General features: G+C 64.4%; 14 protein-coding genes. 9 read left to right on the top strand and 5 right to left on the bottom strand.

Annotated elements, in window-relative coordinates:
• Positions 1-200: 200 nt before the first annotated feature.
• Together ACLIMP_RS20900 and ACLIMP_RS20905 are read left to right on the top strand one after the other, a co-directional pair.
• Positions 201-2,333 (top strand): TonB-dependent siderophore receptor, encoded by a 2,133-nt coding sequence (locus ACLIMP_RS20900; protein WP_443478235.1) that lies wholly within the window; start codon positions 201-203, stop codon positions 2,331-2,333.
• Positions 2,334-2,714: 381 nt separating this feature from the next.
• Positions 2,715-4,514, top strand: a complete 1,800-nt coding sequence (locus ACLIMP_RS20905) for a sensor domain-containing diguanylate cyclase (protein ID WP_132469238.1) — start codon at positions 2,715-2,717, stop codon at positions 4,512-4,514.
• Here ACLIMP_RS20905 and ACLIMP_RS20910 read toward each other — a convergent pair.
• On the bottom strand, positions 4,511-5,347 hold the full coding sequence (locus ACLIMP_RS20910; RefSeq protein WP_443478236.1) for a LysR family transcriptional regulator: 837 nt from the start codon (positions 5,345-5,347) through the stop codon (positions 4,511-4,513). The two genes, ACLIMP_RS20905 and ACLIMP_RS20910, sit on opposite strands and share 4 nt — an antisense overlap.
• A gap of 97 nt (positions 5,348-5,444) precedes the next feature.
• Here ACLIMP_RS20910 and ACLIMP_RS20915 point away from each other — a divergent pair, with 97 nt between their 5' ends.
• Positions 5,445-6,896 (top strand): amidohydrolase family protein, encoded by a 1,452-nt coding sequence (locus tag ACLIMP_RS20915; RefSeq protein ID WP_443478237.1) that lies wholly within the window; start codon positions 5,445-5,447, stop codon positions 6,894-6,896.
• A complete protein-coding gene (locus ACLIMP_RS20920) occupies positions 6,893-8,071 on the top strand; it encodes an amidohydrolase family protein (RefSeq protein ID WP_443478238.1) in 1,179 nt (392 codons plus the stop codon). Before ACLIMP_RS20915 ends, ACLIMP_RS20920 begins: the two co-directional genes overlap by 4 nt.
• A 96-nt stretch (positions 8,072-8,167) precedes the next feature.
• On the opposite strand, the gene ACLIMP_RS20925 is transcribed toward ACLIMP_RS20920, so the two are convergent.
• From ACLIMP_RS20925 to ACLIMP_RS20935, 3 genes are all read right to left on the bottom strand, one after another.
• Positions 8,168-11,092 carry a TonB-dependent receptor domain-containing protein gene (locus tag ACLIMP_RS20925; protein WP_185999829.1) on the bottom strand — a complete coding sequence of 975 codons (2,925 nt, stop codon included), beginning with the start codon at positions 11,090-11,092 and terminating at the stop codon, positions 8,168-8,170.
• Positions 11,093-11,258: 166 nt separating this feature from the next.
• The gene (locus ACLIMP_RS20930; protein WP_443478239.1) at positions 11,259-12,605 is read right to left on the bottom strand and encodes an ATP-binding protein; all 1,347 of its coding nucleotides are present in this window, start codon (positions 12,603-12,605) and stop codon (positions 11,259-11,261) included.
• Entirely contained in the window at positions 12,605-13,285 is a 681-nt protein-coding gene (locus ACLIMP_RS20935; RefSeq protein ID WP_054436018.1) for a response regulator, read from the bottom strand. Before ACLIMP_RS20935 ends, ACLIMP_RS20930 begins: the two co-directional genes overlap by 1 nt.
• 182 nt (positions 13,286-13,467) lie before the next feature.
• Here ACLIMP_RS20935 and ACLIMP_RS20940 point away from each other — a divergent pair, with 182 nt between their 5' ends.
• From ACLIMP_RS20940 to ACLIMP_RS20955, 4 genes are all read left to right on the top strand, one after another.
• Entirely contained in the window at positions 13,468-14,118 is a 651-nt protein-coding gene (locus ACLIMP_RS20940) for a hypothetical protein (protein WP_324699711.1), read from the top strand.
• Positions 14,119-14,221: 103 nt separating this feature from the next.
• Positions 14,222-15,451, top strand: a complete 1,230-nt coding sequence (locus tag ACLIMP_RS20945; RefSeq protein ID WP_443478912.1) for a glycosyltransferase family 4 protein — start codon at positions 14,222-14,224, stop codon at positions 15,449-15,451.
• A 70-nt stretch (positions 15,452-15,521) separates the two neighbouring features.
• Positions 15,522-16,208 carry a DedA family protein gene (locus ACLIMP_RS20950; protein ID WP_443478240.1) on the top strand — a complete coding sequence of 229 codons (687 nt, stop codon included), beginning with the start codon at positions 15,522-15,524 and terminating at the stop codon, positions 16,206-16,208.
• Between the two features lie 73 nt (positions 16,209-16,281).
• On the top strand, positions 16,282-16,806 hold the full coding sequence (locus ACLIMP_RS20955; protein ID WP_054436005.1) for a hypothetical protein: 525 nt from the start codon (positions 16,282-16,284) through the stop codon (positions 16,804-16,806).
• A gap of 47 nt (positions 16,807-16,853) precedes the next feature.
• On the opposite strand, the gene ACLIMP_RS20960 is transcribed toward ACLIMP_RS20955, so the two are convergent.
• The gene (locus ACLIMP_RS20960) at positions 16,854-17,147 is read right to left on the bottom strand and encodes a DUF1330 domain-containing protein (RefSeq protein WP_443478241.1); all 294 of its coding nucleotides are present in this window, start codon (positions 17,145-17,147) and stop codon (positions 16,854-16,856) included.
• A 152-nt stretch (positions 17,148-17,299) separates the two neighbouring features.
• On the opposite strand from ACLIMP_RS20960, the gene ACLIMP_RS20965 reads away from it, so the two are divergent.
• Positions 17,300-18,580 carry an MFS transporter gene (locus ACLIMP_RS20965; RefSeq protein ID WP_185999833.1) on the top strand — a complete coding sequence of 427 codons (1,281 nt, stop codon included), beginning with the start codon at positions 17,300-17,302 and terminating at the stop codon, positions 18,578-18,580.
• Positions 18,581-18,634: the final 54 nt, after the last annotated feature.

Below are 18,634 nucleotides of genomic sequence, written 5' to 3' on the forward strand. Positions count from 1 at the left end.
CAGCGGCGACTGTTTCAAAACGAAAACTCGCCTGCCACCGGAGCGGCCCCCGAGTCGTGCCCGCACGCCTCCTGTTGCCAACAAGTGACAGGGGATGGGAAACGATTGCGATGCCGAAAAGAAACCTTCGAGGAATATTGCGATCAATTCGCAGTATCACTAGTGGCGCGATCGCGACGTATTCTCGAAAGGCATAACCAATGTTCCGAACGACGGCCCGCAGCCGGCTTCTCGTGGGAGTGGCCACTGGCATGATGGCGATCTCCAGTCTCCCCTCGCTGGCCCATGCCGCGGATGCCGACGATACGATCGTGGTAAAGGGCGACCGCTCTTCGACGGTCGCCTCTTCCGGGACCAAGAGCGATACGCCCATCGCCGAGACGCCCCAGTCGATCTCGGTGATCGATGCCGCGACGATCGCCGAACTCGGCATCCAGAACCTCAACCAGAGCCTTCGTTACGTGGCAGGCGTAACCCCGGAAACACGCGGGTCTTCGGCCGAGGTCTATGACCAGTTCAAGCTGCGCGGATTCGATGCGCCGACCTACCTCGATGGCCTCAAGCTGTTCGGCAGCGCCAGCGGCTATGCGGTCCCGCAGGTGGACATGTCCCGTCTCGACCGCATTGAAGTGGTCAAGGGCCCGGCATCCGCGCTCTACGGCTCTTCAAGCCCGGGCGGTTTCGTGGCCGAGCAGAGCAAGCTGCCGATCGATCGTGACTTCTACGGCGCCGTTTCCGGCACTTACGGCAATTACAACAGCTATCGCCTCGACGGCGATGTCGGCGGCAAGGCCGGCGAAGACGTGCTCTGGCGCGTCTACGGTAGCGTCAACGGCGCCGACGCCCAGCAGCGCTACGGCAAGCGCCGCCGCCAGACGGTTTCCGGCGCGGTGACGCTCGGCGCGAACAGCGCGACCAGCCTCACGCTGCTGGCCGCCTATTCGCACGATCCGTTCAATGGCAACTACAGCGTGTTCCCCGCTGTGGGCACCTTGTTCGATGGCCCCGAAGGCCAGATCTCGACCAAGTTCTACGGCGGCGAGCCGGGCGACTTCTTCAAGCGCGAGCAGGCCGCAGGAACCTATATCCTGCGCCATGACTTCGGTGGAGACTGGGCATTCCGCTCCTCTGGCCGCTACCAGTACGTCAAGAGCAGCCTGGGCATCGTCTACACATCCGGCACCCCGGTGGCGGCTGACAGCACGGTTTACAACCGCGCGTCCTATGCGACCAAGGAACACCTCAACAGCTGGACGATGGACAACCAGCTGACCGGCCATTTCGAAACAGGTCCGCTCAAGCACAGCGTGCTCTTGGGGGTCGACCGTCAGGTCGCGCATTCGAACGAGCTCTTTGCCTTCGGTTCGGCAACTCCGATCGACGTGTACAACCCCGTCTACGGCACGATGGACACGCCGCAGACCGCCTATGACGTGCCGGGCGGCGATGTCGGCTATACCGCGACGCGACAGCGCCAGCAGGGCATCTATGCGCAGGATCGCATCTCGCTCGGCGATCTCGACGTCACGCTGAGCGGCCGCCAGGACTGGGCGCGCCTCGAACAGGGCGGCTCCGTCCAGCACAACAAGAAGTTCACCTGGCGCGCTGCCGCTCTCTACAAGACGGAATTCGGCGTTGCGCCTTACGTAACCTACTCGACCTCGTTCGAGCCGCAATCCGCGGTGCTGGAAACGGGCGGACTTGCCAAGCCCTCGCTCGGCAAGCAGATCGAGGCCGGCGCCAAGTACCAGGTTCCCGGCACCGCCATCCTGCTGACCGGCGCCTGGTTCCAGATCAACCAGACCAACGTGGTGGTCTACAACCCGCTGACGTACGCCGCCTTCCAGTCGGGCGAAGTGCGTTCGCGCGGCGTCGAGGTGGAGGCCAGCGGTTCGCTGCCCTATGACTTCGACTTCCGCGTCGCCTTCAGCACGCAGAGCGTCAAGACGCTCAAGGACGTGGACGCCGACAAGATCGGCAAGGGTCTCGCCACGGTCGGCAAGGGCGGCATTTCGGCCAACCTCGCCTGGGCTCCCAAGTCCGGCTCGCTCGAAGGCTTCTCGATCGGCGGCGCGGTGCGGCATGTCGATCACGTCTATGCCGGCAGCGACGATGACAACGTCTCGATCTACACCCCCGCCTATACGGTGTTCGACGGCCTGATCCGCTACAATCTGGCCAAGGTCAGCCCCAGGCTCGCCGGCCTGACGCTGGGCCTCAACGCCACCAACATCTTCGACAAGAAGTACCTGACGAGCTGCTTCTCCGACTATAGCTGGTGCTGGTACGGCAACCGTCGCACGGTCCAGGGCACGATCGCCTATACCTGGTAAGCTTCGCGCAGCCCCGATCCGGGTACCGGGTCGGGGCTGACGGGCCAAATGAGCCCGCATCGATGCATTCGGGGAACAATAACGAGAGATTGCAGTTAATTATCCGTGGGGTTGTTGCAGGCAGCAGTTATGGAGCAGCCAGCCATGACCAATGTGGACCGCACTTCGGGCAATGCCCGCAGACTCGATGTCATGTTTATCCTTGGCGCTACGGCGGCCTTGTGGTCGATCCTTATCGGCATCGTCCTGCTGATCATATGATGCCGCAGACAGGCAGAACCGCCGCGCCGCACAGACTGGGCCGATCGGAAACGCGATATTTTTTCGAGCCTCGTCAATATCGAGTCGAAAATATCCGGACCCGCGTCTATCCTCGCTTCCGTGGGTAGCAGGAAACTTGGTCGGACGATCCCGCTGGCGGCGGGGATCGGCATTCTTTACTTTGCCATGGCCGCGGCGGCCTTGCATCTTACCAAAGGCGTGGACGGGATCGCCACAGTGTGGCCGTCCAGCGGGGTCGGCGTTGCAGGGCTTTTGCTGGCCGCACCGGGCGAGAGACGCTGGATCGTGCTTGCGATCGCCATGGCCAGCTTTGCGGCCAATTTCACGCCTCAGGGAAACTCCGTGCTCGCCGCCGGCTTCACTTTCGCCAACGTGATCGAAGCGATCATCGCATTCAAGATCATGAACGGGATCGAGAAACAGGACGGCTCGCTGTTCCGCATCGCCGCCGTTATGCGTTTCTGCTGCGCCGCCCTCATTGCGGCCACCGTCAGCGCGACGATCGCCAGTCTGCTCATCGGCGACGGTTTCGGCCACATGTTTATTTCCTGGCTGATGACCGTCAGCCTCGGCATCATGATCGTGGTGCCGCTCATCATGAATTTCATGCGGGGGGACGGCCAGCCGCGATCCGGCATGAGCATTCGCGATGCCACGCGCACGGCCACGGTGCTCCTGCTCGTCGGCGTCACTTCTGCGGTGGTCTTTGCGCAGTCCACTTATCCGCTGCTGTTCCTGCCGCTGCTGAGTGTCCTCATGGCGACATACTTCATCGGTCCGACCGGAGCGACCTGCAGCACGCTGATGATCGCGGCGATCGGTTCGGTGGCTATCTGGCAGGAACATGGCCCGATCAGCCTGATGCACGCCAGCCATCCGGCTGAAGTGCTGTTCTTTCAGTTCTACCTGTTCACGCTGCTCGCTTCCGCCCTGCCGCTGGCCGCGCTCGTCAATACGCGGGACCGCAGCTTCAGCGAGGTGGAACGCGGCAAGCGCTGGCTGGAAATGTCCGAAAGCATCGCCAAAGTGGGGCATTGGCGACTGGAACTGCTGGAGCGCCGGCTGTTCTGGTCAAGTGAGGTCTATCGCATTCACGGCCTCCCTCCGGAGCGTCCGCCTTCGCTCGACAATGCGATAGAGTTCTATCATCCCGAAGACCGCGTGCTCGTCGATAACGCGCTCACGCGCTCACTGGACACTCTGCAGCCGGTCGATTTCGAGGCGCGCATCGTCCGTGCCGATGGCGCCATCCGCTACGTCTACAGTTGCAGCGAAGTGGAACTGCGGGATGACGGCAAGCCCGTCGCCATCTTCGGTATCTTCCAGGACGTGACCAATCGCGTGCTTGCGGCGATGGAACTCACCCATGCCCGTACCCGTGCCGAAGCCATGGCCGATCAGGCCATGCAGCTTGCCGAAACCGATCCGCTCACGGGCATCGCCAACCGGCGAAAGGCGATGATCGTACTGGACGCCGCAGTGGATCAGGCCGCAGCGCACGGCACGCCGCTCGCCGTCGCCTCGCTGGACATAGATCGCTTCAAGCAGATCAACGACCGTCTCGGCCATGCCGTTGGCGATCAGGTGCTTCGCCGTGTGGCGCAGACGTGCGCCGTTACCTTGCGCGGGTCGGATTTCGTCGGCCGGGTCGGGGGAGAGGAATTCGTCGTCATCCTTCCCGCGACAAGCACGGAAATGGCATTCGCCGTGGCCGAACGCGTCCGCCGGAGTGTGGAGCAGCTGGACTGGGCGCCGCTCGATCTCCAGCGGGTAACGGTGAGTATCGGCCTTACGAACCATGTCGCGGGCATGGACCGCGAGGGCCTGCTCGCGGAAGCCGACAGGGCGCTTTATCAGGCTAAGAACGAAGGCCGCAACCGCCTCAGGCAAGTGGGCTAACGCGCCGCAAGCACCGCGATCATGCGCTCGGTCAGGCCGGCCACGGGCCCCTGATCCTCGCGCGCATAAAGCGAGACGACCATCGGCGCGACGCCGCCGAACCTTTCATCCTGCCGCAGCCGGCTGCCGCGCGTTACCGCAAGCGGCAGCAGCGACACTCCCAGCCCGGCGGAAACGGCGGCAAGCACGCTTTGCAGGCTGCTGCCTGAAAAAGCGACATACCAGCGGCGGCCCTCCGCCTCGAGCTGCTCGAACATCGCCTCCCGGTAGAGGCCGCCCGCCGGGAAAGCCACGAGGGGCAAAGGGCCGGCATCTTCGCCCGCATCATCGATGGCGCGGAACCAGCCCAGCGGCTCCGGGAAGCTGCCACGGCAATCCGCCGATGCCCGGGCCTCCTTGACGATGACGACATCGAACTCACCCTGACGGTAGCGCGCGGCAAGATCGCGGCTAAGACCGGTGGTGACATCGATCCGCGTGCGACTGCTGTGTCCCGCGAAACTGGAGAAGGCTTCGGTCATCGCAGGCGAAGCCAAATCTTCCGGCAGCCCGATCGAGATCGCGGCCGTTCCTGCCGGATCTCGCAGCAGGGTCTGCGCTTCCTCGTCGAGCTGGAGAATGCGGCGGGCATGGCCGATCAGCCTTTCTCCCATCACGGTTAGGCGCACCGGCCGGGAATGCCTGTCGATCAGGGGATGGCCGGCCGCATCCTCCAGGCGTCCAAGTTGCTGGCTGATCGTGGACTGCGTCATCCCCAGCCGTTCGGCCGCCTGCGTGAAGTGCCCGGCATCGGCAATGGCGACGAAACTGCGAAGAAGGCGTAGGTCGAGCAAGCGTCATTCCTGAAATGGATGATATTCATTCCAACATCTAATTTGTGAATATCGCTCTCGGTTCGTAGATTGCAATGCATCACAAAGGAGTTGTTCGATGAAGTGTCTTGCCCCGCTGCTCGCTGCGCTGATGGCCACCACCTCCCCGGCGATAGCAGCGGTCAGCCAGGGGGACGTCATCATCCGGCACGTCACCGTGATCGATGTCGAGCACGCCGCTGCGGAGAAGGAGCAGGCAGTCGTCCTGCGCGGGCAAGAAATCGTTGCCGTGGGCAAGGACAGGGAAATCGCACGCCAGTGGCAGGCGCAGAACGTGGTGGAGGGGAAAGACCGCTTCCTCATCCCCGGGCTCTGGGACATGCACGTCCACTTCGGCGGAGGGCCCGAACTGGTCGAGGAGAACAAGGCTCTCCTGCCCCTCTATGTCGCCAACGGGATCACCACGATACGCGACTGTTCGGGCGACCTGCCCGATCAGGTCCTGGCCTGGCGCGGTGAAATCGCGAGCGGCGAGCTGTTCGGTCCGCGCCTGCTGACTTCCGGCGCCAAGATCGAAGGCATCGCTCCGATCTGGAAAGGCACCATCGAAGTCGGCAGCAAGGCCGATGTCGACGCCGCGCTTACCCGGTTGCAACAGCGCGACAAGGTCGATTTCGTCAAGATCACGGACAGCACGCTCGATCCGCAGCTGTTCCTTTACGCCGTCTCGCAGGCAAAGGCGCGAGGGCTGCGTTCCTCGGGGCACATACCCATGGCGCTGACGGTCGGCCAGGCGGTGGATGCGGGCATCAGTTCGATCGAGCATCTCGACTATGCATACAAGGCCGGCGTCAAGGACGAAGCCCGCATCGCCGCGGATTTCGCCGCGGGCCGGATTGACCGTGCCGAAGCGAACCGCATGCTGGACAGCGGGTTCGATACCGCCACCGCCATGGCCGCCTATCGCGACTTCGCCGCAAAGGGCGTGTTCGTCACGCCCACCCTAAACGGAAGCCGCGTGATCGCCTGGCTCGACAGCGACGATCACGCGGACGATCCCTACCTCGCCTACATCGGCCCGAAGCTGCGCAAGACCTACGAATGGCGCGTCCAGCGCGCGGCGCAGGCCGATGCTGCGGGTATCGCCGCGCGGCACGGGCATTTCAACCGCATGGCCGCCATTCTCCCGCTGCTGGAAAAGGCAGGTGTGACGATCATCGCCGGAACGGATGCCGGATTTCTCAACTCCTTCAATTATCCCGGACAGGGCCTGCATGATGAACTCGGGCTGTTCGTGACCGAAGGCCTGACCCCGGCTCAGGCGCTTTCGGCGGCGACGCGGGCCGGCCCCGCCTGGTTCGGCCAGCTCGATCGCTACGGCGCCGTAAAGCCGAGAATGGCCGCCGACCTCGTCCTGCTCGATCGCGATCCGCTCAAGGACATTGCCGCGACGCGCGCGATCCATGCCGTGGTGATGGACGGCAAAGTCTATGACCGGGCCGCTCTTGACGGCATGCTGGTGCAGACGAAAACCAAGGTCGCAGCATGGAACGCGCAGGCCGCGCAATGATGGAGCGCCTTTTCACCAATGCCCTGCTGCCTGACGGCAGCGCCGCTGACCTTGCGGTTTCGGGCGGACGGTTCATCGAGATCGGCCCTCGCCTGCCGGGCGAACATGCCGCCGAAACCATCGACCTTGAAGGGCGCCTTGTGGTGCCGGGCTTCGTCGATGGCCATATCCACCTCGACAAGAGCTTCTTCGGTGAGACATGGCAGCCCCACCGCCCAGCCGCCAGCCTGCGGGAGCGGCTCGCGGTGGAGAAGGCCATGCTTGCCGATGTCCGGCCGGTGACGGTGCGGGCCGACGTGCTGATCGGCCAGGCCGCCAGCCTCGGCACCGTGGCGATGCGCAGCCATGTGGACGTGGATGCCACCACCGGCCTATCTCATCTCCACGCGGTGATGGCCGCGCGGGAGAAATGGCGCGGCCGCATGGATATCGAACTGGTGGCCTTTCCGCAGGCGGGCATCCTCACCTGCCCCGGCACCGCCGACGTGCTCGACGCCGCGATCAGGGAGGGGGCCGAAGTGATCGGCGGGATCGACCCGCTCGGCATGGACGGCGATTCTGAAGGGCATCTCGGCGTGGTCTTCGGCATCGCCGAGCGGCGCGGAGCCAGGATCGACATCCATCTCCACGAAGCGGGTGAAGGCGGCATCCGGCAGATCCTGCGCATCGCCGAACGGACGCGGGCATTGGGCATGGCCGGCCGGGTCGTGATCAGCCACGCCTATGCGCTGGGCGATGTTCCGGACGACGTGGTCGACAGTACCGCCCGCGCCCTTGCCGATGCCGGCGTTGCGATCATGACCAATGCGCCGGGAGACCGGGCGTTTCCGCCGATCCTGCGCCTGCGCGCGGCAGGGGTGCGCGTTTTTGCCGGAAACGACAATATCCGCGATGCCTGGTGGCCGTACGGCAATGGCGACATGCTGCAGCGGGCAATGCTGATCGGCTACCGTTCGGGCTTCCACACGGACGCACATCTGGAAATCGCGCTGGCCATGGCCACGACGGAAGCCGCCGCCGCTATCGGCCGCGAGGGCCATGGGCTGCTTCCCGGCGCGCGGGCCGATTTCGTCGCGATCCGGGCGCCCAATGCCGCGGCCGCCGTGGCCGCTCCGCCAACGGAACGCCTCGTGGTCCGCAACGGCATCTCCTCAGACCCTGCCGCCGCGATCTGACCCCGCACGCCAGAAGGCCCGCCCGGTCTTTCGACCGGACGGGCCTTCCTGATGACTGCGACCCCAGGGACAGGAGGAGTCGCCGTCCCTCCTGGATCAGAAGTTGGCAGTGAAGCCGACGAAGATCGTGCGGCCCAGCGCGTCGTAGACACCCGGATAGGTATTGCCGTTGCCGAAGCTCTGGAGCAGGCCTGCGGCGAGAACCGGCGGATCCTTGTCGAACAGGTTGTTCACGCCCGCACGCAGGGTGAACTGCTTGTCGATCACCTGGGTCAGCGACAGATCGAAGTAGTTATAGGCATCGATCTTGCGGTTCACCACGCTGGGCGTGCCGGTCAGGAACGGATTGTCCGACAGGCTCGACAGCTTCGTGCCGCCGATATAGCGCCAGGACAGCGAGGCCGTGAAATCGCCCGGAGCCATCCAGGTCATGCGCGCAACGTGGCGCCATTCCGGATTGGGCTGGCCGCAGGTGTAGCCGAACATGCCCTTGCAGTCGTAAGTGCCCGCGCCCGGAAGCGGCTCGGCGATCTGGTTGATCAGGTAGGTGCCGACCATGCTCAGGTTCATGCGTCCGGCATTGCCGACGTTGAACGTGTAATCGGCGTTCACGTCGATGCCGGAGGTCTTGAGCGAGCCGGTATTGAGCGTGGTCGAGACGATGTAACCGCTGTTCTGTCCGAAGATCACGCCCGAGGTCGGGTTACGGCGGAAGAGGCTGCAGTAGTAGGGATCGCCGGTCTGGATGCACTGGCTGATGATCAGCGAAGGTGCGATCTGGCCGATGTAGTCCTTCACCTTGATCGTGTAATAGTCGACCGAGAGCGAGAAATTGCGCAGCGCCTTGGGCGTCAGCACGAAGCCGGCCGTCCAGGTGTCCGCCGTTTCCGGCTTGAGGTCGCGGTTGCCGCCGCCCAGAGACGAGCACTGGTCGGCCGGGCATTCGGCGATGAAGCCGTATTGCGAAGGCGTTACGCCGCTGAGTTGGCAGGCTTCCAGCGTAGCCGAAGGCGTATCACCGGCGCAAGGATCTGTACCGCTGACATTCCCGACGGACTGCGAAGCGAACAGTTCAGTGATGTTCGGTGCGCGGATCGCGCGGTTGTAGCTGCCGCGCAGGCGAACGTCGTCAACCGGCTGCCAGCTCAGTTCGCCCTTGTAGGTGACGACGTTGAAGCTGGACTTGAAGCCCGTCGAATTCTGCTTGTTGTCATAGGCCGAGTAGCGGATGCCGCCATTGATCGTCAGCGAGCGGAAGAACGGCTTGTCCTCGATCAGCGGGACTTCGATTTCGCCGTAGGCTTCCTTCACGTTGATGATGCCGTCGGAATTGGTCGCACCGCCCTGCTGCGCCATTTCGTCGGCGTAGAAGTTCAGCGTCTCGCGGCGCTGTTCGGCGCCCAGAGCGATACCGACGCCGCGATTGGCCCAGGGCACGGTGATACCCTGCTCGCCAAGATCGCCGCTCAGCGTGGCGGAGAATACACGCTGCGAATTGCGCGAAGACGTGTTGCTGGTCGAGAACAGCGTCTCGGCCTGATCGGCAGTGACGCCATAGGCCTGGAACACGTTGATCGGGACGCAGTTCGGGTTGGTGCCGGTGATGACCGACCGGCAGGTGGGAACGCCGTTGACGTTCACGACGTTCAGCGCGTCTGCCGCCTTGTTCTGGTCAACATCGTTGAGATAGCTCTCACGATACTTCACCAGCGAATAGAGGTAGCTGACATCGTAGCTGAAGCCGCCGCCGATATCGCCGCGAACACCCGCGCTGTAACGATAATCGTTGTACGTCAGGTCGTCCCGGCGGGGTGAGGTGGTCATGCGATAGGCCACGAATGCCGGGGCCGTCGTGTTGGTTCCGGCGGCGCTGCCGCAGATCACCTGGAGCTGGCTGTCGCTCGCCAGCGGGTTGTTGCAGGAAATGTCGAACGTGCGACCGGCCCAGATGCCCGAAGGCGCGACCTGCGAGAACGTATGGTCCCGCATGTACATGAAGCTGCCGTAGACCTCGACCGCCTTGCTCACTTCGAAGTGCGCGAAGCCGCCCGCCGTGATGCGTTCGTCAGAGCGCTGGAAGTAGTTGTCCGGCGCGTAGTTGTAGGCGTAGGCGCTGCCGTCGCCGTAAGGCAGGAAGGTCTGCGAACCGTCCGGATTGTTGACCTGCGCCTTGTTGAGATAGGGATTGCCCTGGGCCTGCGGCGTGATCGTGCCATAAGGCGTATTGCTGGAGCCGCCGCAATAGAGCCCGGTGCCCGCCTGATCGATCTGTTCGAGCGCGCAGGACGAAATGTCGCGGCTGGACTGGCGGACCGGGCTGAAGCTGCGATAGCCGCCGTAGACGGTGATGTTGCCCCGACCGTCGGCAAAGTTCTTGCCGGCCGAGATCGTGATGTCCTGCTTGCCGCCGTCGATCACCGACTTCGGCGCGAGATCGTAGCCACGACCGCTAACGATGTCGCGAACCGCGCCGTTGTTGTTGGTGTGCTGCGCGAAGCCGGCCTGCGCGTCGATGCGCACGCCGTCGAGGTCTTTCTTGAGCACGAAGTTGACGACGCCGGAAAGTGCGTCCGAACCGTAGACCGCCGAGGCGCCGCCCGACAGCACGTCGACCCGGTCGACCAGGCTGCTCGGCACGAAGTTGAGATTGACGGCCTGCTGCGGCAGCATGCGCTGGCCGTCGATCAGGACGAGCACGCGCTGCGAACCGAGGTTGCGCAAGTTGATCTTCGACGTACCGTCGGAGCCGTTCGAAACGTTCTCGTTAGCGTCTGCGGTGAACTGCGGCAGGCGGTTCAGCACCTGCTCGACGGTCGTGGCGCCCTGGTAACGGAACTCGTCGGAACCGACGACGGTCTGCGGGCTGTTGCTTTCGAGGTCCGGCCGCTTGATGCGCGTGCCGGTCACGACGATGTCGGCGGCGGCGCCTTCGCCGGCCGGTGCTTCCTGTGCGTGCGCGGTGCCGGCGACGATCGCGGCCAGCGCGGCAGCGCAATAAAATTTCGTTTGACGACCCCTCATGGGTTTGACTCCCTTTTGAATGACGCCATTTTTGCGTCACATTTCCGGGGATGTCAAATACCGTATACTAAATATTATATCTCGCCTGAGATCGTGTCCTATCGGCCACGGTCGCCCCAACAGGCTCGGATCGCCGATACGGGTGGTCAACACGCCGCATGAGGGGCTAGATTTCCTCGGCGTTCTGCCCGGCCGGACAGAAGCGAAGCCGAAAAACCGCGCCGTTAGGGCTATTCGCCCAGACATCCAGTTCGCCGCCGACCTTGGCCATCAGTTCATCGGCAATCGCCAGACCGAGCCCGGAACTACGGGTCAGGTCTCGCCGGGCCGAAGCGAAGCGATCGAACAGGCGGCGATCGTCCGCAGGCAGGCCCGAACCGGTATCCGCCACGAGAATTTCCGGTGCCGGGCCCACGGTCACGGCAACATGCGTACCGGGCGGCGTATGCTTCATCGCGTTTTCCAGCAGGGAATCTAGCGCCCGCCCCGCCAGGTGCTGCGAGGCGAAAGCCCACACCGAACCTTCGCCAAGGATCTCTATCTCCTGATTCTTCGCGATCAGGAGAGGTGCAATCGCCGCGACCCGGTCTTCCGCCACCGCACGCAGATCGACCGCATCGGCCGGATCGCACGCCATGGCATCCACTTCGGCAACGAGCAGCAGACGCTCGACGATTTCCTCCACCACGTCGATCTGGCGGAGCATCCTCGGCAGTCCTCCCGAGGTGATCTCCTGTTCCACCAGAAGCCGGAGTATGGCGAGCGGCGTGCGCAATTCGTGCGCGGCATCCGCCGCGAAGTTCCGCTCTATGCGATAGGCGTCTTCCACCCGGTCAAGCGCCGCATTGAAGGCGCGCAGCAGCGGCAGCACCTCGGTCGGCATACCATCGACATCCACGCGTTGCTGCAATTGGTAGGGAGAGACCCGCTCAACCTCGCGCGAGGCCCGTTTGACGGGCAGCAGCGACTGCCGCACGATATAGGCCTCCAGCGCCAGCAGCCCGACCAGGAACAGCGCGAGAAGACCGGCCCCGGCCAGGAGGACCTGGGTTCGCAGATCATCGAAGATGACATCAGGATGATCGAGATTCTGGACGATGACGAGCCAGGTTCCAGGTTCGCCCGCAAGCGGAACGCTCATCCCCGAATAGATCTTGGAACCGCGCACCCGCTTGAAATAGGCCGCTCCGGCGCGCGTCGGCACGATCAGCGAAGGATTGGACCGCAAGTTCTCGATGGCGACCTGATGGCCGTGATCGATGATCCAGAAGCTGAAACTGCTGCCGCCGCCCCGAAGCGCCGATGCCGCTTCGTCGGAAATGCTCCAGCCCCTTTCGCTGCGATGGAGCCCGGTCTGCATCTTGTCGGCATATTCGTCGAGGATCTGGCGTTGCAGCCGATCGCTGGTGCTGTTGAACAGCATCATCGCGCCGAAGGCGACCAATCCTGCGGTCACCAGCGTGGCCGCGGCATGGAGGAGCAGGATGCGCCGCAGGATCGAGTGAGTATGCATCAGTGCTCCGGCGAAGCCCGCAACAGATAGCCGAGGCCCCGCACCGTGACGATTTCGGCGCCGGCGTCCAGCGATTGAAGCCGCTTGCGCAAACGGTGCACGCTGACTTCCGCGGCGTTCGAGGAAAATTCATCGCCGAGCCCGAAGAACGCGGATTCGATCTGGGTCTTGCGCACCACCTTGTCGCGGTGCCGCATCAGGAGATCCAGCAACTGGATCTCGCGCGGGGCCAGGACGATGGCGTGTTCATCGACGCTCACGGTCTGGGACGAGACATCGTAGCGCAAGCGGCCGCACGCGATTTCCACGCCGTTCTCCCCCGTGGCGCGCCGCAGCAGCGCCGCCACGCGAGCGACCAGTTCCTCCGCCGCGAAGGGCTTCGGAAGATAGTCGTCAGCGCCCGCATTCAGTCCGGCAACCCGATCCGCTATCGAAGAGCGCGCTGTCAGGACCAGCACCGGCAGGAAATGCCCCGCCGCGCGCAGGCTCCTCAGCAAGGCGATCCCGTCCTGGTCCGGCAACCCGAGATCGAGCAGCAGGGCCGCGTGATGGCCCGCCTCGACGAGCAGCCGCGCGTCTTCCGCGGTGGAAACGATGTCGTTGACGAAGCCCGCCTCGCGCAGGCGGGTGCCGATCAGTTCGGCCAGATCAGGATTATCCTCGACGATCAGCAGTCGCATGAACGGCTCCAGTAAGGTCGCGGTAAGTTGGACCATGCTGCGGGCAGCCGGACATTGCCATGGTTATCTGTCATGTCGTCCATATCGCGGCGACGAGGCCATGGCGCAACAGGAGTGTCCGATCGATGCGCCCGGCCCTTATTGTTCTCGCGGCGATTTCCTTTCTGCAGACGGCACCGGCAATGGCTCAGAACTATCCCGAGATAGCGGAGCCGATGGTGTTCGACATGGTCCGCCCGCTCGGTGCACGCGCGGGCGAGCTTGAAGTCAACACCCTGGCCCAGACCCGCCTGTCCGGCCCCGACCGCGCGGTCGAATGGGCGCCGGAAATCGAACTTGCGGTGGCCGACGGGCTGGCGGTCGAACTGGAACTGCCATTCGAGGATGGCCATATCACAGATTACAAGCTCGGCCTGCAGGGCACATTCGGCGCGCTCGATGGCGGAAAGGGCGTGCACGGCGTCCAGTATCTGGGTCTCTACAATCGGGAAAGCGGCCGCTGGGAGAGCAGCCTGCTCTATCTCGTCGGCTACCGCTTCAACGCACGCTGGAGCATGATGGCCATGGCCGGCGCGGGCGACGTCACTTTTGCCAAAGGTGGCCGAAGCAGGGCGCTGCTCAACCATTCCACGTTCTACGACGCATCGCCCGCCACGACCCTGGGTATCGAATTCAACCTCCAGAGCGGCGCCGGGCGCCAATTGCTCATCATGCCGCAGCTTCATCAGGACATCGCGCCTCGCCTTTCGATGCAGGCGGGGATAGGCGCGGCGCACCAGCGCGAACTGGGGTGGAGGCCCCAGGCGGGCTTGCGCGTCATCCGGGAACTCTGAGGCAAATAGTCCGCCCTTGTAAGGTTGCCGTAAGCAAAGGTCGCGCAGGGCCCGAACAAACCTCGGCAACGGCAGCCGAAACATCGAAAAATATCAGGAAGTGATGCCGCATATCGATCCAGCGCCGCGATCACATCGATCCGGCCAGTCCCGCCAGCGGCCCCGCGTCGCTCTTTTCTCGGGCAACTACAACTACGTTCGCGATGGCGCGAACCAGGCGCTCAATCGTCTCGTCGGCTATCTCGAACGGCGTGGTTGCTCGGTCATGGTCTATTCGCCCACTTCACCGACGCCCGCCTTCGCGCCCGAAGGAACGCTTGTCCCGGTGCCGTCGATCCGGATACCGGGGCGCGAAGACTATCGCCTTGGCCTGGGCCTGCCACGGCGCATCCGCGCGCACCTTTCCGCCTTCGCACCGGACATCATACATGTGTCGGCGCCGGACTGGACCGGGACCGCCGCCCAGAATTTCGCCCGTGACGCGGGCATTCCGGTGGTATCCAGCCTGCACACACGCTTCGAAAAGTATGCCGCTTTCTACGGCGCGAAGCTGCTGCGGCCCGCGATGGAACGCCACCTTTCCCGCTTCTATCGCCGCAGCGACCGCATCCTCGTCCCCACGCCGGCCATCGCCGCCGAGTTCGGCGAGGCCGGTCTCGGCGAACGGACGCGCATCTGGGGGCGGGGCGTCGATCGCAGCCAGTTCACCCCTCACGCCCGCGACATGGCCTGGCGGCGCAAGCTCGGGATCGCGGACGGCGAGGTCGCCATTCTCCACTTCGGCCGTCTCGTTCGCGAGAAGGGGCTCGCCGAATATGTCGCACTGTGCGAGCGGCTGATAGGCGAAGGCCTGCCGATCCGGCCGCTCGTGGTCGGCGGCGGCCCGGAGCGATCGTGGATGGAGCAGAAGCTGCCGCAAGCCCGGTTCGCCGGCCACCTCATGGGACCGGAACTCGGACGGGCAGTGGCCAGCGCCGATATCTTCCTCAATCCCAGCACGACCGAAGCCTTCGGCAACGTGACGCTGGAAGCCATGGCATCGGGCGTGCCCACCGTCTGCATCGACGTGCCCAGCGGGCGCAACCTGCTTCAGGGCGGCTCGGGCATCCTCTTCCCCCAGGGCGACATGGAGGCGGCATTGCACGGGCTGCGCGAATTGACCCGCAACGCAAGAGCCCGGGCTGCCATGGGCGCCCATGCCCGCAATGCCAGCGCCACTTACGACTGGGACGGCGCATCGTATCAGGTGCTCGAATGCTACATGGACGTGCTGGGCCGCAGTTTGGAGCCGTGGGACGGACGCGGCGATGCCGCGATCCCCTTCGCGGCATGACCTCCCCCGCAATGCCCGTTTTCGGCATTGGCCGGCCGCTCCCAGGCTCACGCGCGATCCGGCACGGCACATGGAAGGCCTGATCGATCAGGCCAGCCAGTTCGTCTCCGCCCACGGCATGTGGGCAGGCCCTGTCGTGGGCATTCTGTGCTTCGGCGAATCCCTTGCGATCGTGGGTCTGTTCGTCCCGGCAACCGCCGTCATGCTGGCGATCGGCGGCCTGATCGGCGCCGACGCGCTGGACGCATGGCCGATCTTCATCTGGGCCGTGGCCGGATCGATCCTGGGGGACTGGGTTTCCTACGGCCTGGGCAACAGGATAGGCCCCCGCATCTATCGGCGCTGGCCGCTCAACCGGCATCGCCCCGCCGTGGCCCGCACCCGGCTGTTCTTCCGCAAGTTCGGTTTCGCCGCCGTCTTCATGGGCCGTTTTCTCGGCCCGATCCGCGCGACGGTTCCCCTTGTGGCCGGCGTTCTGGCCATGCCCGGCCGCCCGTTCCAGATCGCCAACATCGCTTCGGCCACCTTGTGGGTGCCGCTGATGTTCGCGCCGGGCTACCTTGCGGCAGGCACTTTCGGATCGCAGTGGTCTATCGATGAAGGGCATCTCATGCTCGGCGCCCTCCTGCTGGCGGGATGCCCGCTGACCGCGACGTTCCTGGGTTCGCGGCTGCAGGGCCGCGCCAGGAAGAGAGGCCGCGCCCGCGCCCGGCTCGAAGGCGGCAACGCCCCCTGCCGCTGTCCGCAGGACGGATAGCAACGCCTCCCCTTCGGGCAATCCGCACGATCATGGCGCAACCTCCCGGCCGGTAAGCTGAAAAGGAGGTTTCATGACGACACTCATCAACACGCCCGGCGTGCGCGAGGCGATGCCGCTGCTGGCATCCAACGAAGGCGTCTGGGAAGGCTGGTATCGCTATTACGACGCCAAGACCGGCGAATTGACCGACCAGCACCGCTCGCGCCTGATCTGCCGCCTGTTCGAGAAGGACGGCGTGGATCACTACCACCAGACGAACCATTATTTCTGGGATGACGGACGCGTGGAAGTCCGCGATTTCCCGGCAGTCTACAAGGATGGCCGGATCTGGTGGGACAACGATCTCATCAAGGGCTGGGCAGCGGCCATGCAGCCTGACGACTTCAACCGTTCGACCTGCCTCAACTGGACCCGCCACAACGAGCCCGGCATCTATCTCTACGAGATGATCCAGAACAACGACGAGCGCACCCATCGCGCCCGCACCTGGCAGTGGTTCCGCGAAGGCAGATGCTACCAGCGCACCCTGATCGACGAGGTCTTCGTGACCCGCGACTGGCAGAACTGGTCCAACGACGGCGCGCCCGACATCTGACGGGCGACCGCGCCCCTGCCGGCTCCCGACCGGCAGGGGCGTTCACGTCATGCGCCGACGAGCGTGACGGAGATTTCCGCCAGTCCCTCGCGCAGTTTCTTGGCGGCGGTGTATTCGGGCGAGTTCCAGAATGCGAGCGCGGCGTCGCGATCGGGCCACTCCGAAACCACCACCGAGCCGCCGTCCCGGCCCTCGCCCTCAAGCACGGTGCCGCCGGGCGCGCGCACGACGTAAGTTCCTCCGTAACTGACCAGCGCCTCGGCAGCGGCCTGGGCATAGCCGCAGGACATGAAAGCCTCGCGGTCCTTGAGGTGGGCGGTAACGACGAGCCAGGCGGCCATTATATCTACTCCTGCTGGATTGTCCGCGAACAGTCCTTCGATCCCGCGCCCTCCGGCCAGCCCGCACCGCGCGCTATCCGCTGTGCGGATGCAATGGCACCCGTGCTGGGAATGCAGAGCCAGACGCGGTTCCCTCCAGACCGAAGAACTTCATGGAGGCAGACTTGCAGGCAGACCGGATCGAACAGGCCGCTTTCCCCGATCCGGCCGGAGCATCCGCCGACGGCGAATTCGCGCGCGGCTGGACGATCCTGCTGGCATCGCTGATCGGGATCGGCAGCGGCCTCGTATCGCTGCCTTTCTACACCTTCGGAATTTTCGCCCCTCACCTCGCGCAGGAATTCGGATGGTCGATGGGCCAGATCATGGGCGGATTGACGATCACCACGCTGGCCCTGCTGGTGGCCGCCCCCATCGCCGGGCTGCTGTGCGAGCGCTTTGGCGCCAGGACGGTTTCGGCCGCCTCTCTTGCGCTGTTCGGCCTGTCCTACATCTCGCTCGCCACGCTGGGGGGCTCGCTCACGCAGTACTATGTCACCTGGGGCGTCGCCGCGGCCGTCGGCGCGGGCAGCCTGCCGATCACGTTCACCCGCACCGTGAACCGCTGGTTCGACCGTCATCGCGGGCTGGCACTGGGCATCGCCATGATGGGCACAGGCCTGTTCGGCATCGCCTGCAAGCCCGTACTCGCCTGGGTGATCGGCGACTACGGCTGGCGGACCGGCTACGCCGTGCTGGGCGCCCTTCCGCTACTGGTCGCCACGCCGATCACGCTGCTGCTGTTCCGTGATCCTTCCCCCGCCGACCTGCAGGACACCGGAAACACTGACCCGATCACGCCGATTTCAGGATATTCCCGGGGCGAGGCGCTGCGCCAGTGGCGGTTCTGGCTGATAGCGCTGCTGCTGGTTCCGCTGTCGTTCGCGCTGGCCGGAACCCCGCCCAACCTGGAATCCATCCTGAGCGACAAGGGCCTCGACGCCGCAACGATCGTGAGGCTGACCCCGCTGATCGGCCTTGCATCGATCACCGGACGGCTGGTGGGCGGCTTCCTGCTCGACCGTTTCTGGGCGCCCGCCGTCGCCTTCGTGATCCTGAGCGTGCCTGTGGCTTCCTGCCTCATCCTTTCGGGAGGGCATGTCGCCCCTGCCACCGCCGGCTTCGCCATTTTCCTGATCGGCTTTGCGCTGGGCGTGGAGTTCGATGTCGTGGCCTATCTGACGGCACGATATTTCGGGATGAGATCCTACGCCGCGATCTACGGCCTGTTCTACGTCTGCTTCACGATCGGCGCCGGTTTCGCGCCGCTCGTGTTCGGGATGATTCGCGATGCCGCGCACGATTTCACCCCTGCCCTCATCGCTTGCGCCATCATCCTCCCGATCAGCGCCGCCGGCTTCCTGTTTCTCGGCCGATATCCGCGGTTTAGCTGAATCCGGAAATACTGCGTCAATTATTTGACATATTGATATATCATTATAACAATA

This window comes from Novosphingobium aeonii, assembly GCF_052279045.1.
In the GTDB taxonomy this organism is placed as follows: domain Bacteria; phylum Pseudomonadota; class Alphaproteobacteria; order Sphingomonadales; family Sphingomonadaceae; genus Novosphingobium.

What these genes read in the sequence shown, in the direction of transcription:
- ACLIMP_RS20900 (WP_443478235.1), top strand. Translation starts at nt 201, where the DNA reads ATGTTCCGAACGACGGCCCGCAGCCGGCTTCTCGTGGGAGTGGCCACT.
- ACLIMP_RS20915 (WP_443478237.1), top strand. Translation starts at nt 5,445, where the DNA reads ATGAAGTGTCTTGCCCCGCTGCTCGCTGCGCTGATGGCCACCACCTCC.
- ACLIMP_RS20920 (WP_443478238.1), top strand. Translation starts at nt 6,893, where the DNA reads ATGATGGAGCGCCTTTTCACCAATGCCCTGCTGCCTGACGGCAGCGCC.
- ACLIMP_RS20925 (WP_185999829.1), bottom strand. Translation starts at nt 11,092, where the DNA reads ATGAGGGGTCGTCAAACGAAATTTTATTGCGCTGCCGCGCTGGCCGCG.
- ACLIMP_RS20930 (WP_443478239.1), bottom strand. Translation starts at nt 12,605, where the DNA reads ATGCATACTCACTCGATCCTGCGGCGCATCCTGCTCCTCCATGCCGCG.
- ACLIMP_RS20935 (WP_054436018.1), bottom strand. Translation starts at nt 13,285, where the DNA reads ATGCGACTGCTGATCGTCGAGGATAATCCTGATCTGGCCGAACTGATC.
- ACLIMP_RS20940 (WP_324699711.1), top strand. Translation starts at nt 13,468, where the DNA reads ATGGCTCAGAACTATCCCGAGATAGCGGAGCCGATGGTGTTCGACATG.
- ACLIMP_RS20945 (WP_443478912.1), top strand. Translation starts at nt 14,222, where the DNA reads ATGCCGCATATCGATCCAGCGCCGCGATCACATCGATCCGGCCAGTCC.
- ACLIMP_RS20950 (WP_443478240.1), top strand. Translation starts at nt 15,522, where the DNA reads ATGGAAGGCCTGATCGATCAGGCCAGCCAGTTCGTCTCCGCCCACGGC.
- ACLIMP_RS20955 (WP_054436005.1), top strand. Translation starts at nt 16,282, where the DNA reads ATGACGACACTCATCAACACGCCCGGCGTGCGCGAGGCGATGCCGCTG.
- ACLIMP_RS20960 (WP_443478241.1), bottom strand. Translation starts at nt 17,147, where the DNA reads ATGGCCGCCTGGCTCGTCGTTACCGCCCACCTCAAGGACCGCGAGGCT.
- ACLIMP_RS20965 (WP_185999833.1), top strand. Translation starts at nt 17,300, where the DNA reads ATGGAGGCAGACTTGCAGGCAGACCGGATCGAACAGGCCGCTTTCCCC.